The sequence below is a fragment of the Pontibacter roseus DSM 17521 genome (assembly GCF_000373265.1).
Lineage (GTDB): Bacteria > Bacteroidota > Bacteroidia > Cytophagales > Hymenobacteraceae > Pontibacter > Pontibacter roseus.
Window position 1 is genome coordinate 376,309 of the sequence record NZ_KB890761.1, and the last position, 14,194, is coordinate 390,502.

At 55.1% G+C, this 14,194-nt stretch carries 11 protein-coding genes; 8 read left to right on the plus strand and 3 right to left on the minus strand.

The annotated features are described in order from the left end of the window. The first annotated feature begins 106 nt into the window (after positions 1 to 106). Positions 107 to 589, plus strand: coding sequence for a hypothetical protein (locus tag B051_RS0101705; RefSeq protein ID WP_018476445.1), 483 nt, complete (start codon positions 107 to 109; stop codon positions 587 to 589). Between the two features lie 24 nt (positions 590 to 613). After that, on the plus strand, positions 614 to 2,560 hold the full coding sequence (locus B051_RS0101710) for an OmpA family protein (RefSeq protein ID WP_018476446.1): 1,947 nt from the start codon (positions 614 to 616) through the stop codon (positions 2,558 to 2,560). 96 nt (positions 2,561 to 2,656) lie between these two features. On the opposite strand, the gene B051_RS0101715 is transcribed toward B051_RS0101710, so the two are convergent. After that, positions 2,657 to 3,193, minus strand: a complete 537-nt coding sequence (locus B051_RS0101715) for an outer membrane beta-barrel protein (RefSeq protein ID WP_018476447.1) — start codon at positions 3,191 to 3,193, stop codon at positions 2,657 to 2,659. A 208-nt stretch (positions 3,194 to 3,401) separates the two neighbouring features. Here B051_RS0101715 and B051_RS0101720 point away from each other — a divergent pair, with 208 nt between their 5' ends. From B051_RS0101720 to B051_RS0101730, 3 genes are all read left to right on the plus strand, one after another. After that, positions 3,402 to 4,571: an AIR synthase related protein gene (locus B051_RS0101720; protein ID WP_026236127.1), complete on the plus strand. Its 1,170-nt coding sequence runs from the start codon at positions 3,402 to 3,404 to the stop codon at positions 4,569 to 4,571. 164 nt (positions 4,572 to 4,735) lie between these two features. Then, positions 4,736 to 5,437: an outer membrane beta-barrel protein gene (locus tag B051_RS20720; protein ID WP_033316636.1), complete on the plus strand. Its 702-nt coding sequence runs from the start codon at positions 4,736 to 4,738 to the stop codon at positions 5,435 to 5,437. A gap of 169 nt (positions 5,438 to 5,606) precedes the next feature. Next, the gene (locus tag B051_RS0101730; protein WP_018476450.1) at positions 5,607 to 6,338 is read left to right on the plus strand and encodes a DUF4476 domain-containing protein; all 732 of its coding nucleotides are present in this window, start codon (positions 5,607 to 5,609) and stop codon (positions 6,336 to 6,338) included. 99 nt (positions 6,339 to 6,437) lie between these two features. On the opposite strand, the gene B051_RS0101735 is transcribed toward B051_RS0101730, so the two are convergent. Beyond that, on the minus strand, positions 6,438 to 7,421 hold the full coding sequence (locus B051_RS0101735; protein ID WP_157578464.1) for a helix-turn-helix transcriptional regulator: 984 nt from the start codon (positions 7,419 to 7,421) through the stop codon (positions 6,438 to 6,440). Between the two features lie 171 nt (positions 7,422 to 7,592). Here B051_RS0101735 and B051_RS0101740 point away from each other — a divergent pair, with 171 nt between their 5' ends. From B051_RS0101740 to B051_RS0101750, 3 genes are all read left to right on the plus strand, one after another. Next, a complete protein-coding gene (locus B051_RS0101740; RefSeq protein WP_018476452.1) occupies positions 7,593 to 10,628 on the plus strand; it encodes a SusC/RagA family TonB-linked outer membrane protein in 3,036 nt (1,011 codons plus the stop codon). Between the two features lie 25 nt (positions 10,629 to 10,653). Further along, complete coding sequence (locus B051_RS0101745) at positions 10,654 to 12,171, plus strand: SusD/RagB family nutrient-binding outer membrane lipoprotein (RefSeq protein WP_018476453.1); 1,518 nt, start codon at positions 10,654 to 10,656, stop codon at positions 12,169 to 12,171. Between the two features lie 79 nt (positions 12,172 to 12,250). After that, a complete protein-coding gene (locus B051_RS0101750) occupies positions 12,251 to 13,570 on the plus strand; it encodes a PepSY-associated TM helix domain-containing protein (RefSeq protein WP_018476454.1) in 1,320 nt (439 codons plus the stop codon). 125 nt (positions 13,571 to 13,695) lie between these two features. Here the strand turns inward: B051_RS0101750 and B051_RS0101755 are convergent, their stop codons facing one another. Next, the gene (locus B051_RS0101755; protein ID WP_018476455.1) at positions 13,696 to 14,193 is read right to left on the minus strand and encodes a DUF4293 domain-containing protein; all 498 of its coding nucleotides are present in this window, start codon (positions 14,191 to 14,193) and stop codon (positions 13,696 to 13,698) included. Between the last annotated feature and the right edge of the window lies 1 nt (position 14,194).

Consider the following 14,194-nt stretch of genomic DNA (forward strand, 5'->3'; position numbering starts at 1 on the left):
GTTTGTCAATCCTGTTCAAGGTATAGCGCAGCCACTTGCGGAAGCAACGATTAGACTATTTAGAAGGTCGGCAATTTAACAATCAACAATCCAACAATATTACATCATGTACATTCCGTTTGACCAACTGCCGCCGCACGCCCGGCTCTGGATATACCAGGCTGACAGGCCTTTGACGAAAGCAGAGCAGTCCGAAATAAAACCATTGCTGGAGCGTTTTGCTACAGAGTGGAGTAGCCACGGCACCGGCCTTCAGGCCTCTGCCGACCTGCTGCACAACCAGTTTCTGGTGCTGGCTAATAACGAGAACGCAACCGCCGCCAGCGGTTGCTCCATCGACAGCTCCGTGGCCTTTGTGCGGGAGCTGGAGCAGCGCCTGGGGGTATCATTTTTTGACCGCACCCGGCTTGCGTTTCTGCAGGACGGCGAGGTGAAGCTGGTAGGTATGGGGGAGCTGAAAGAGAAGGTGGCCGCCGGCGAAATAACAGAGAACACGTTATACTTTGATACGTTGGTAAACAAGTATGGAGAGCTGCAGGATGCCTGGCCACGGCCGGCGCGCAACAGCTGGCTCTCCAGGTATTTCTAAACCTGTAAACATAAACCCGAGCTCATGCATCCATCGCTGCCGTTAAAGCCACTGGCGCACTGCCTTCAGTCTACAGGTATATTCCTGCTGCTCCTTTTTGTGCTGGGCTCGTGCGGGGCTGGCCTATACCTGGGCAAAGGCGACAAGCGCTTTCAGGAAGAGCAGTATGAGCGCGCCATCGAGTTCTACAAGCAAGCCTTGGGCAAGGAGGGGAATTCCGGGGAAGTCAACTACAAAATAGCCGAGGCCTACCGCCTTTCCAACCGCCTGGCGCAGGCGGAGCCCTTCTACAAAGCCGCCCTCGACAACAACTTCCGGAAGGAGGAGGCTTACTTCCATTACGGCATGGCCCTGAAGGCCAACAGCAAGTACGAGGCCGCGCTGGGCCAGATGCAGGATTATGCCCGCATCGGCAGCAACCCACGCCTGAAAGGCCTGGCGCAAAAAGAAGTGGAGGTGCTGAGCCAACTGAGCATGATTCTCAAAAAGAACTCCGGCTTTGCGCTGCAGAACCTGGAGGTGCTGAACACAGAAGGCTCCGAGTTTGCGCCTTACGTGCTCAACAACGAACTCATCTTCTCCTCCACACGCGGGCCCGGCAAAGAGTACCTGGGCAACGGCGAAGGTTTCCTGAACATCTTCGCGACAACACTTGGCGACTCCGCTACTATGGGCGGTGCAGTGCGCCAGTTGGAAGGCGTGAACGTGGAAGGTATACACGATGCCATGGCCACCTTCACCGACGAAGGCAATACTATGGTGTTCGCCCGCGGCAATGAAGGCACTAAGAAAGGCCGCCAGAACGTGGACCTGTACGTGTCGTTCTACCGCTCCAACGCCTGGACCGAGCCAAAGCTGCTCAACATAAACGACCCACGCGCCTGGGATTCCTCACCGGCCATCTCGCCGGACGGCAAAACGCTCTACTTCGCCTCGGACCGCAAAGGCGGCCTGGGCGGCAACGACATCTACAAATCTGCCATAGATGATAACGGCCGTTTCTTGGCTCCCGAGAACCTGGGGCCTGACATCAACACGCCCGGAAACGAAAGCTATGTGTATGTGGGCCCCGATGGTACACTGTATGTGGCCTCAGATGGACTGCCCGGCCTGGGAGGTATGGATTTGTTCCGGATAGAGGATGGCAAGCCGGTGAACATGGGTACGCCCGTCAACTCCAGCGGCGACGACTTCGGTATTTTCTTCCAGGATGACTACTCCGGCTACCTCTCCTCCAACCGTGAAGGCGGCAAAGGCGGCGACGACATCTATGCCATATCCAAATCGCGCCGCAAGCTGGTGAATTTCTTCGTGGATGGCACCGTATACCAGCGTCGCGACAAAGACAAGCAGCAGACCGTGGTGCCGAACATCACCGTTGTGCTGCAGAACGAGCAGGGCCAGAAGCTAGCTGAGGCAAAGGCTGACGCCGAAGGCAAATTCAGCTTCCCTCTCGACAGTGCCTCTGCCTACTCCCTGCTTTCGGAGAAGGAGGGGTTCTTTGCAGCCCGGCAGCGCATCACTACTGTTGGCAAGATGCCGCCGCAGAACCAACTGCCGAACGACGTGAACGAAGTGCGCCTGACGGCCAACCTGGTGCTGAATGAGATTGTGAAAGAGAAAGCAATCGTGCTGGAGAACATCTTCTACGACTTCGACAAAGCCAACATACGCCCGGACGCGGCCGCGGAACTGGACAAACTGGTGGAGATACTCGTAGACAACCCGCGCATCTCCATAGAGTTGAGCTCACACACCGACTCCCGCGGCGTCGACATCTACAACCAGGATTTGTCGCAGCGGCGCGCGCAGTCGGCTGTGAATTATATTATCTCGAAAGGTATAGACCGGTCACGCATCACGGCCAAAGGCTATGGCGAGAGCCGCCCAGTGGTACGCAACGCCAAGACGGAGGAACAACACCAGCGCAACCGCCGCACCGAGTTCAAAGTGGTGCGGGTGCAGGAGTAACAGGTATAGCGCTGTACCTTCAACTAGACAAACCGGCGGCTGGAGTTCTTAGACTCCGGCCGCCGGTTTCGCTTTTGTGCTTGGCTATACCTATACCTACCGGAAGGTGTATTTCAGGCCAAGGCCCAGGTTGCTGGTGTTGCGCAGGTTGAGGTTGTAGGAGCCACCGCCAACGCGCATGAGCGTGGAGCGGTAGTCCAGCGAAACCGCAATAGGGAGTCTCCTGAACTGGTACTCTATACCTATGGTGGGAATCACCACCAGGTTGGACTGTGTGGTCTCGTTGTCATAGTATTTGCTGTCCGGCCGTATGATGCCCATACCTATACCGGCATAAGGCCTGATGCGCTCCGACGTGGCAAGTTTAGGTTGCCAGATGTAACTGAGGGAGGCGAGGTAGTTACGGGCGTTCGGGTTGATGGTGGAATGTACCTCCAGGGCAGATTGCCGGCTGAAGAAGAATTTGCCTGTTATACCTAAGTCCACCCCTGTAGGGCCTCCGGCAGAGTAGCGTATGCCCACAGCTACCTTATAGGGAGCCGAAACATGGTGTTTAACTTGTAAAGAATCCTGTGCCTGTGCTGCACTGAACAAACACAGGTTGATGAGCGAGGTTAAGAGCTTCTTCTTCATAGGCTTGAGGAGGTTTTATATAGAGGAGTCAATATACTCTGGAATGGTTGCAAGCGGGTAGAATGGTGGCTATACCTCAGGTTGCTCTTCCGGCTAGTCCTGGCCACAGCTTGTTTCAAAAAATTTGCTCCTGTCTTTTTTACAGAGCCCTTTTGCCGTATATACAAAGGCCTTTTCTTACATTTGTAAGGCAAGTAAGACCAGCACTATGGAAAACAGATACCTCCGGCGTGGCGTGTCCGCCTCAAAGGAAGACGTACACAACGCCATCAAGAACATAGACAAAGGGCTTTTCCCGAAAGCATTCTGCAAAATCATCCCTGACATCCTCACCGGTGACCCGGAGCACTGCGTCCTCATGCACGCAGACGGCGCGGGTACCAAGTCGGCGCTCGCCTACATGTACTGGAAAGAGACCGGCGACCTGAGCGTATGGAAAGGCATAGCACAGGACGCCGTGGTGATGAACACCGACGACCTGCTGTGCGTGGGCGCCACCGATAACATCCTGCTCTCTTCCACCATCGGCCGCAACAAGAACCTGATACCCGGCGAGGTGATTGCCGCCATCATCAACGGCACCGAGGAGGTGCTGCAAATGCTGCGCGATAACGGCATCGGCATCTACAGCACCGGCGGCGAGACGGCTGACGTGGGCGACCTGGTGCGCACCATCATCGTGGACAGCACCGTGACGGCTCGCATGCGCCGCGACGAAGTCATCTCCAACCACAACATCCAACCTGGTGATGTGATAGTAGGGTTTGCCTCCTATGGCCAAGCCACCTACGAGGATGAGTACAATGGCGGCATGGGCAGCAACGGCCTCACCTCCGCCCGCCACGATGTTTTCCACAAGTACCTTTCAGCCTCCTACCCGGAGAGCTACGACCCGGAATTGCCAAAAGACCTGGTATATTCGGGCAACTACCGCCTGACGGATGTGGATGAGGAGACAGGTATGGAGATAGGCAAACTGGTGCTTTCACCGACGCGTACCTATGCGCCCATCGTGAAAGCGATACTGGAGCAGCACCGCCCGCACCTGCACGGCATGGTGCACTGCAGCGGCGGCGGCCAGACCAAAGTGCTGCACTTCACCGAGAAGGTGCACATCATCAAGAACAACCTCTTCCCGGTGCCGCCACTGTTCCGCATCATACAGGAGCAGAGCCACACCGACTGGAAAGAGATGTATAAGGTCTTCAACATGGGCCACCGCCTCGAGATATACCTGCCGGAGCAGCACGCCCAGAGCCTGATTGACATTTCGAAGTCCTTTGGGGTGGATGCGCAGATTATCGGGCGTGTAGAAGCCAGTGAGCGCAACGAGCTTACGATTAAGAGTGATAAAGGAAAGTTTTATTATGAAGGGTAAAACCAAGAATGCATAAATGCAAAACCACAGGTATAGCGCCTGTGGTTTTTTGCTTTTGGATATATTGTAATCCGTTTATCTTTTGTTATTAGTTCTGCAGGAGAGTTTCCTAGGTTTATACAAATCTATATATTTGGCTATTATATTCTTCCTGAAACCCTTTTATGAAAACAACAACTTATATCCCCCGATGGAGCAGCGCTCTGACCAAATCACTCGCTTTATTTACCCTCTTTTTTGCTTTGACTCTCCCAGTTCTTGGGCAGCACTCAATAGTTGAATCACCAGAATCTAAATCTTTCATAGGCATCGGAGTAAGCACTACTGGTTATTATTTACCTGGTAAACCAAAGTATGAGTATATGGCGGGTGTTACACCATTCTTAACCATCCATTATGGGTATAGCCTTAGCAAGAGAGCCACTATACAAGCTGGCTTAGGGTATGGTGCGAACGAATCATCACATTATACTACCAGGTATGTTTCTGCTGATGAAATTTACGAAGTGCACGCAATACAGAACCTTAGGGCAGTAGTTGTGCCAGTTACCTTGAAGTTCACCCCTTTAAATCCTCATAGGAAGTTACAGCTTTATGCAAATGCCACGCTTGCCCCTACTGTTGGTCGTATCAAAGCAAGCGCTACTGAGAGTATAGAGGGAAGCTCTTTGGAACTCTACAATGAAGAAACATCCGCATTCAATATGGTAGCAACAGGTGGACTAACGCTGAATTACAAAATGACTTCTCGGCTCGAGGGTTTTGTTGATGGCATGTTATTTTATAAAAACCTCCATAGTAGGGGGACACTGCATAATCAAAAGCCTATGTCAGTAGGCATAGGATTGAATTACAGATTGAAGTAAAGGCGCTATCACAATTTACAGAAACCCACAGGCCCAACACCTGTGGGTTTTTCTTATACCTATACCTGCAATCAACAAATCCCCCGCAGACAAACTCAATAGGACTTTAGTTCCACAAACTGGCACAATAATTGGCTTGGCAGAAGTATACGCTAAAACCTATACTGCCATGAAAAAGCTTCTACTCCCGCTTCTGTTTGTGCTGCTGGCGCTGCCCGCTTTCGCACAACCTACTGTCGTGACCTTTACCACCCATCGGGGAGAACTCTTCCAGATGGCGCTGGACGGGCGCCTTATCAACCGCACCGCCTCCAACTTCGTGCGCATCTCGCATTTGAAGCCCGGCAACCATTATGTGGAGTTCCGCATCCGGGGCCGGCACGGCGTGTATAGGACCGGAATAAACGTATTCGCCCGCGCCGGCTTCGAGACGAACTACGCCGTGCGTGTCTCCGGCCGCAAAGTGAGCCTGCGCGTCATCAGTGAAGTGCCGCTGGGTCCGCCGGTGGTGGTCGTGCCGCCGCCAGTTCCGCCGCGCTACCCCGATAGGTATGAGGATCGTTACGAGCCCGTGCCTCCGCGCAACGAGCAGCCCGCCAACGACTGCCGCAACCTGCTGGACCGCTACGATGTGGACCGCCTGATAGAGACCATGAAAGGCCGCGACTTCGAGAGCACCAAACTCACCATTGCGCGGGAGGCCGTGCGAAACGGTAGCATCGTGTCAGAGAACCTGCGCCGCGTGCTGCTGCAGCTGGAGTATGAGAGCAGCCGCCTGGAGTTTGCCAAGTTCGCCTACGACAACGTCTGCGACAAAGAGCGCTTCTACTATATCTACGACGTCTTCCAGTTCGACAGCAATGTGCGGGAATTGGAAGAGTACACCAGCCGCAGACGTTAAGGCAGAAAGCAATCACAGCACAAAAAAGGAGCCACAGGTATAGCAGTCCTGTTGCTCCTTTTTTCTTTGGGGCCTATACCTGAAGTAGCAGGATACAGGCTAGGATTTGATTTTCTGGGGCAGGTAACCGAAGTGCTTCTTGAAAGCCGCCGTGAAGTGGGCGGCGTACTTGAACCCTAAAGCACCCGCAATGTCGCCTATTTTATTATCGCCTTCCAGCAGCATCTTCCGGGCCTGCTCCATGCGGTAGGTGTTGAGGTAACCAAACACCGTGGTGCCGAACACCTGCTTGAAGTGCTTCTTGAGATAGTACTCGTTCGTGCCGACCATGTGGGCCAGGTCAATCAGGGAGCAGGGGCACTCCATGTTCTGCAGAATCAAATCACGTGCGTGCAGCATCTTCTCCACATCCGTCTCCTTCAACCGGGCCGTCGCAGTAGAGTCGCCGTCCTGTTCGCTCTGCTCAAACTGCAGCATCAGCAGTTCCAGCACCTTCGCCTCCACAAACATGCGCTTGCGGTACCCGGTGTAGTCGCAGTTCAGCAGATTGTGCAGCACCGCCATGATATGGGGCGTGATGGGGAGGTTGGCTTTACTCAGTTTGGCTGCCTTTCCGGCCAGTATGTTTTCCCGCAGCTTTGAGAAAGCAGTACCCGTATCGGGCAGGTAGTGCAGCAGAAAGGAGGTAGGGACGTATACCGTCATCATCTCCACCTGCGCATCGGGCTTTATTTCCTGCTGTGCCTGCACCCCTGAGAAAAACAGCAGGTTGTGCTGGTGGCTGTCAAAATGGGCGAAGGCCCTCAGGCTGCTCCCAATCCGGAAGGCACTCTTGCCGCGCATGGAAAAGTAGAGCTGCACAAAATCCTCGCTGTTGAAGCAGCCCACCACTTTCTTGCTGTGCAGGCACGAGGCCGTATGGCTGAAGTGAATCTCCCCGGATGGATAATCTTTGGCATGAGCCGTTGCCAGGAGTGCCCCTTGCGTAGCGCATACACAGGGCTGGAGCAGGCTGATGCCCTCGTCCAGAGCAACGGTATGCTGCCCTTCGCCCTGTGCAGACATGTGTGAGTGGCTCTTCATTTCTCCCTTATCTGTTAAAAATATTCCCTCTCCTGTTACTAACACTAGGCTGTAGGTTCTACTTTTGCGCAAGTTAAGTTTATTTAGACTTTATCTAAATAGCATAGCCATTAAAAAATAAAAGCAGCTCCAGCGTGGGCGCTCAAACCACTTACTATACCTACAAACGATATGTTTAAACGATTACTGGCGTCAGTCATACTCATTCTTACAGTAATTGGCGTATCTGCCCAAGACCTGGCGGTGTCTGGCCAGGTGGTGGAGCAGGAGTCGGGTGCGGCGCTACCTGGCGTCACCGTGCGGGTGAAAGAATCCAACCAAGGCACCACCACCAACACAGACGGCGCCTTCCAGATAAAAGTGAACCAGGGGCAGGTGTTGGTTTTCTCCTATGTAGGCTATGCCTCCCAGGAAGTGCCTGTCAACGGAAACGCAGGGTCGCTGAAGGTGCAGCTGCAGCCAGGCAGCACACAGCTGTCGGAAGTGGTGGTGACTGGGGCACTGGGCATCAAGCGGCCCGCCCGGGAACTGGGTACGTCCAGCGAGCAGCTCAACACCGCAGAATTGAACCAGGGAAAAATAGTGAACCCCATCCTGGGTCTCGCCAGCAAGGTGGCGGGCCTGCGCATCAACATGTTCGACAGCAAAGTGGACCCGGACGTGCAGGTGAACCTGCGAGGCATCCGCTCCCATACCGGCAACAATGCCCCGTTGTATGTAGTGGATGGTGTTCCTATACCTGACATCAACCGCCTGAACCCGAATGACATCGAGAGCATCAACGTGTTGAAAGGCGCCAACGCAGCGGCTGTGTATGGCTCCGACGGTGTGAACGGTGTGCTGATGATTACCACCAAGAAAGGCCGCGCCGGAACGCAGGTCGTGAATTTTTCCAATACCACTACCTTTGAGCAGGTGTCACGCCTGCCGGAGCAGCAGACGGAGTTCGGGCAGGGTATAAATGGGGTGTATGACCCGCTGCAGTACCAGTCGTGGGGACCCCGCTTTGACGGGACCATGCGCCCAGTAGGTCCTGTGTTGCCAGATGGCGGCCAGTGGCAACTGCCTTACGAGGCGAACAAAGACGGCAGAAAGGCTTTCTTCAACACCGGCTTCACCACCCAGAACGACCTGTCCTTCTCCGGCGGAGACGACAAGACCACTTATTACTTCTCATTGCAGGATGTGCTGACCAAAGGCATTATTGAAGGCGACAAGAACCGCCGCTCCGGCGCCCGTTTCAACGGTTCGCGCTCGTTCGGCAAGCTGAGCACGAGCTACAACCTCAACTATGTGTTCAACAAAAATGACGTGACGCCGAGCGAGCCCTGGTCTACAGTATACCGCCTGCCGGCCAGCATACCTTACGATGGCATTCATGATTGGGAGAACGCCCCATATGCCAGCCCGAACTACTGGTTCAGCACGAACCAACCCAACCCCTACTTCAATGCCGCGAACCGCCGCAACGTGACCGAACAGCAGACCCTGACCGGCAACATAGAGCTCGACTACGAAGTGGCGTCCTGGGTAAATGTCATCTACCGCCTAGGCCTGTACAACCGCTCTGCTGACGCAAGAGAGACAACAGGCAAGTATACCTACACCACGCCAGGCCGCACCAACATACCCGGAAGCGTGAACGATGCCTCCACCGACTTCAGGAGGCTCAACAGCGACCTCATCCTCAACATGCACAAAGACTTCGGGAAGTTCAGCACCCGTTTGCTGTTGGGCAACAACCTACGCACAGACGACAGCAAATCCGTTAACCTGAGCGCTTCTGCCTTGGTGGTGCCCGGGCTGTACAACCCGGACAACCGGACTGGTCAGCTGGCGGGAGCCTCCAGTGTCAGGCAAAGAAGGCAGGTGGCCGCCTATGGCGAGTTCACGGCCGGCTACAGCAACTTCCTGTTCCTGACGTTCACCGGTAGACACGAGTCGGTGTCGGTGCTGAACCCGGAGAACCGCGACTATTTCTACCCGGGCGTGAGCAGCTCCTTTGTTTTCAGCGATGCCATACCTGCGCTACAGAACAGCAGCCTGTTGTCGTTCGGCAAGGTATACGCCTCTTACAACAAGACTGGCAACGTGGTGGTGGAGCCCTACCAGCTGCAGAACGTGTACAGCCAGAGCAACGGCTTCCCGTACGGCAACCTGCCGGGCTTCAGCCTGGGCACCTCCGATGCCAACCCGAACCTGAAACCGGAATTTGTGACTTCCTTTGAGGCCGGCACGCAGCTGAGCTTCTTCCAGAACCGCCTGAACCTAGAGGCTGCGTATGTGCACGCCAGAACCACAGACGGCACCATCCTGGCCGATATCTCGGCAGGTACTGGCTTCACGTCGGCCTGGGTGAATGCCTTCCAGGCGAGCAATGAAATCATAGAGCTGAACCTGGATGGCGACGTCATCCGCAGCGGGCACCTGGTCTGGAACGTGGGCGCGAACTTCACCCACATCAAGAGCGAGGTGCAGGAAATCTACGGCGGCATCGACCAGCTGTTCCACTTCCGCCAGAACTACCTGATTGTGGGCAAGCCTTACAACAGCTACCTGTTCACCGACTACAGACGCGACCCAGAGGGCAGAATCATTGTAGACCTGGCCACAGGCAATCCCAAAGGCACATCGGAACTGTATTATGGCGGCACCGGCACGCCTCCTTACCAGCTGGGCCTGAACACCTCGCTGCAGTACAAGGGCTTTCAATTGGGCGCGCAGTTTGACTGGCGAATGGGAGCGGTGGTGTACACCGAGGCGGCAGCCCGCATGATTTCGGATGGCACCAGCCCGCTCACCACGCAGTATGGCCGTGAAGCCTTCGTCATCCCGAATTCTGTGATTGAGACGGCTCCGGGCGTGTTCACCCCCAACAACGAGATTCAGACGAAAGGTGACCGCAACTACTGGGCGAACTTCGTGGCGCCGGTGCAGTCCAACTACGCTGTGAGCGCCGATTTCTTCAAGCTGCGCGAACTGAGCCTGGGCTATACCTTGCCTGCTGCCTGGTTGGGTGGACAGAACCTGGTAAAGGGAGCTACTATTGGGTTGGTGGGTCGCAACCTGTTCTCCATCTGGGCGAAGGACAACTTCTACAACGACCCGGAGTTTGTGTATGCCGGCGGGAGCAGCGAAGGCTACATGAGCTGGAGACACCTGCCACCCACCAGAGTAATCGGCTTCAACGTCAACGTGACTTTATAATATAATCATCTAGCATACCTTCGAGATGAAACGAATCATAACAGCAGTTTTGCTTACGCTTGCAGCAGGTACTTTCACCGCCTGCGACACCTACCTGGATACCAACGTGAACCCCAACGCGCCGACCGAAGTGCCGGTGGAGCAGCGGCTGCCCAATGCCCTGGTGAAGACGGCCAACCTGGAGACAGGCGCTTTGAACCAGCTCGGCGCCGTTTGGACGGGCTATTGGGCGAAGGCCACCGATGGGCCCAGCAGCACGACGCTTTTCCGACTGGAAGAAACCTACGGCGTGGAGGCTATGTCCTTTGACCGCGATGGTCATCCGATTTGGGAAGACAGCTATACCACCCTCGTGAACTACAAAGATATAGAGACCGATGCCGCGGCAGCTGGTGACCTGGCTTACGTAGGTATAGCCCAAATCATGCAGGGCTGGCACTTCATGCGCCTCGTGGACCTATACAACAACGTGCCGTTCTCGGATGCCCTGCAAGGCAGCGCCAACGTGACACCAAAGTACGAAGAGGGGCAGGCTGTGTACGACGGGGCTGTGAAGCTGATTACCGAAGGCATCCGCAACATCAAAGAGGCACCGGCGCTTTCCAAGAAGCCCGGCGCAGACGATGTGGTGTTCAAAGGCAATCTGGCCCTGTGGGTGAAATTCGCGAATACAATCAAATTGAGGGCGCTGCTCCGGCAGACTGAAATCGGGAGAGAAGGCTACATCAACACTGAACTGGAGAAGATAAAGCAGGAGGGAAGCGGCTTCCTGGGTATAGGTGAGAATGCCTATGTGAACCCTGGCTACCTGGTGACGGCCGGCCTGCAGAACCCTTTCTGGGATACCTATTACCGCAACCCGGTCGGCGCGCTCACGGCGGGCTACAACACCCTGCGCCCCACGGCGTATGTGGTGCAGCAGTACCAGGAACGTAACGACCCGCGCCTGTCCAAGCTCTACAGAAGCGTGGCTGGAGCGTATGTAGGTGTGCCGCTGGGTGCCACCAGTTCCGACTTTGCTATGGCGAAGACATCCGCCTTGCTTGGCCCTATCGAAAACAACGGTCAGCCGGCCGGTCTCCTGAAGAGTGCACAGCAGCCATCTGTGCTCCTGTCTTCCTTCGAGAGCCTGTTCCTGCAGGCTGAAGCGGCGGAAAGAGGCTGGCTGCCCGGAGCACAGCAATTGTACGAGGAAGCTATTAAAGAGTCATTCAAGTACATGGGCGTTGGCGCTGGCGACTTTGATGCTTATAATTCGCAGCCATCTGTTAATTTCGCACTGGCGCCCAATAAGGTAGAGCGCATCATCGAGCAGAAGTGGCTGGCATTGAACAGCATCAGCAGCATCGAGGCTTGGAACGACTACAGAAGGCTGGGTTTCCTGAACAGGCTACCGCAGTCGCTGCAAAGCCCTACGGCTGACCCGGACTTCCGGCCTAGACGGCTCACGTACCGCCAGTCGGAGGTATACACCAACGGAGACGAGGTGGCCAGGCAAGGGGCGATAGACCCTTTCCGCTCCAAAGTATTCTGGAACAAGTAAGAAGATAACCGTCAAAATACCTTTCCCTCCTCCGTTGCCTGCAGCGGAGGAGTTTTTCAGCTAAAAACACCGCATCACCATGACACAAAACAAAAAACAATCGACCTGGCAGCAGGTACGCAAGCTGTTTAACGACCTACACCTGTGGATGGGTATAGCCAGCGGCATCATCCTGTTTGTGGTGTGCCTGAGCGGCACCATCTATACCTTCAACACTGAGATACAAGAGCTGATGGAGCCGGAGAAGTTCCACGTGCAGGTGCAGCCCGGCGCAGAGCCACTGGCAGCTGAGGCGATTATCGCCAACGTGACCAGCCAGGTAGGCGGCAAGGTTCAGTCTATCACCATACCTGCCGATGCTAGCCGTAGCTATGTGGTGAACGTGAAGAAGGAGGAGAAAGACGGCGAAGCAGACAAAGGTGGCCGTGAGAAAGCCGCGGAAGGCAAGAAAGTACCGGAGGGTGCCGCCGCCAAAGGCGGACCAGGCGGCGGACCGGGAGGCAAAGGTGGCGGCGGCAAAGGCGACCGAGGCACCAACTACCTGGTGAACCCTTACACGGCTGAAGTCATCGGCACAACAGAAGGACCCACGGCTGAGTTCTTTATGACCATGTTCCGCCTGCACCGCTGGCTGCTGCTCGACACGGAGGTGGGCCGCCCAATCGTGGGCTGGGCAACGGTCATCTTCACGCTCATCATTCTATCAGGGCTTGTGATTTGGGTGCCGCAGAAAGTGAAGAACTGGCGCCAGGGCCTGAAGGTGAAGTGGAGCGGCAACTGGAAACGCATCAACCACGACCTGCACAACTCATTTGGCTTCTACTCCTCTTTCCTGCTGCTGGTAATGTCGCTGACTGGCCTCACCTGGTCGTTTGAGTGGTACAAAGAAGGCTTCTTCAAGGTGTTGGGTGTGGAGCAGCCCAAAGACAGAAAAGAGGAGCCACTTGTGTCTACGCTGCCAACTGACCCGGCACAGGCATCTGCACTGGCAGTAGCTGATTTCGTAAGAGCCGCCGATGCCGTATTGCCGTACGAAGGCGACTACCGCATTTCCTTGCCAGCCGACTCGGCGGCCACCGTGTCCATCAACAAGAACAAGACGGGCTTCTTCGCCCCGGCGGCTTCCGACAAGCTGCAGCTGGACCAGTACAGTGGTGAGGTTCTCAAAGCGGACATCTTCGCTGACAAGGCTTTCAATGAGAAAATCACCTCCTCCATCAAGCCGCTGCACGTAGGCAACGTATACGGCACCTTCTCGAAAATCCTGTACTTCATTGCCTGTCTGGTAGCCACCAGCCTGCCTGTGACCGGCACGCTCATCTGGATTAACAAGCTCCGCAAGAAGTCCAAGAAAGGAGCCAAGCCTGTGCCAAGAAGAGCAACAGCTCAGCAGGTATAGGATGACAATTCTGTAGGTACATGATTTAGACAGGTATAGCAACGACACCATTGGAGCTATACCTTGAAAAGCAAACAAGGCTTCTCCTGACCGGAGAAGCCTTGTTTGCTATGTATTGCTATACCTTAGCGGAGTCTGTCCACAGACCGTACCAGGTCCTCATCGCGCTTGATGAAGCGATTGGCCAGCGCATTCAGCAGCAGCGCCAGTATCGGCATATAGAAGCCAGCCTCATACGAGCCGTTGTTGCCAGCAGCCATGGCATTGCCCACATAGTTGGCGTAGTAAAACGAGGTGCCAAACAGCGCCACCAGCACCAGCGCGTTGATGAGGCCGAACTTCATCTGCGTGATCCGGCTCTTGTACTGGAAAATCTCATAGATGGCTATACCTGCCGCCACAATGGCTAGGATGGCAATGGCGATGGCGCTTTGGTTGGGATGACTGCTGGCCTGCGCCGCTTCACCAAGTGTGCTGGCTGGCTGCGATGTCAGCTCCCAGGCCGTGAGCACGACCTCGTCGCCTGTGGTGGCATCCGTCTTGGACCAGAGTGGCAAAAACAACAGCGACACCATAGCGATGACGATGAGCGCCAGAAATACGGTTTGAATTCTTTGTATCATA

Coding starts and splice junctions, on each gene's coding strand:
- B051_RS0101705 (WP_018476445.1), top strand. CDS start 107: ATGTACATTCCGTTTGACCAACTGCCGCCGCACGCCCGGCTCTGGATA.
- B051_RS0101710 (WP_018476446.1), top strand. CDS start 614: ATGCATCCATCGCTGCCGTTAAAGCCACTGGCGCACTGCCTTCAGTCT.
- B051_RS0101715 (WP_018476447.1), bottom strand. CDS start 3,193: ATGAAGAAGAAGCTCTTAACCTCGCTCATCAACCTGTGTTTGTTCAGT.
- B051_RS0101720 (WP_026236127.1), top strand. CDS start 3,402: ATGGAAAACAGATACCTCCGGCGTGGCGTGTCCGCCTCAAAGGAAGAC.
- B051_RS20720 (WP_033316636.1), top strand. CDS start 4,736: ATGAAAACAACAACTTATATCCCCCGATGGAGCAGCGCTCTGACCAAA.
- B051_RS0101730 (WP_018476450.1), top strand. CDS start 5,607: ATGAAAAAGCTTCTACTCCCGCTTCTGTTTGTGCTGCTGGCGCTGCCC.
- B051_RS0101735 (WP_157578464.1), bottom strand. CDS start 7,421: ATGAAGAGCCACTCACACATGTCTGCACAGGGCGAAGGGCAGCATACC.
- B051_RS0101740 (WP_018476452.1), top strand. CDS start 7,593: ATGTTTAAACGATTACTGGCGTCAGTCATACTCATTCTTACAGTAATT.
- B051_RS0101745 (WP_018476453.1), top strand. CDS start 10,654: ATGAAACGAATCATAACAGCAGTTTTGCTTACGCTTGCAGCAGGTACT.
- B051_RS0101750 (WP_018476454.1), top strand. CDS start 12,251: ATGACACAAAACAAAAAACAATCGACCTGGCAGCAGGTACGCAAGCTG.
- B051_RS0101755 (WP_018476455.1), bottom strand. CDS start 14,193: ATGATACAAAGAATTCAAACCGTATTTCTGGCGCTCATCGTCATCGCT.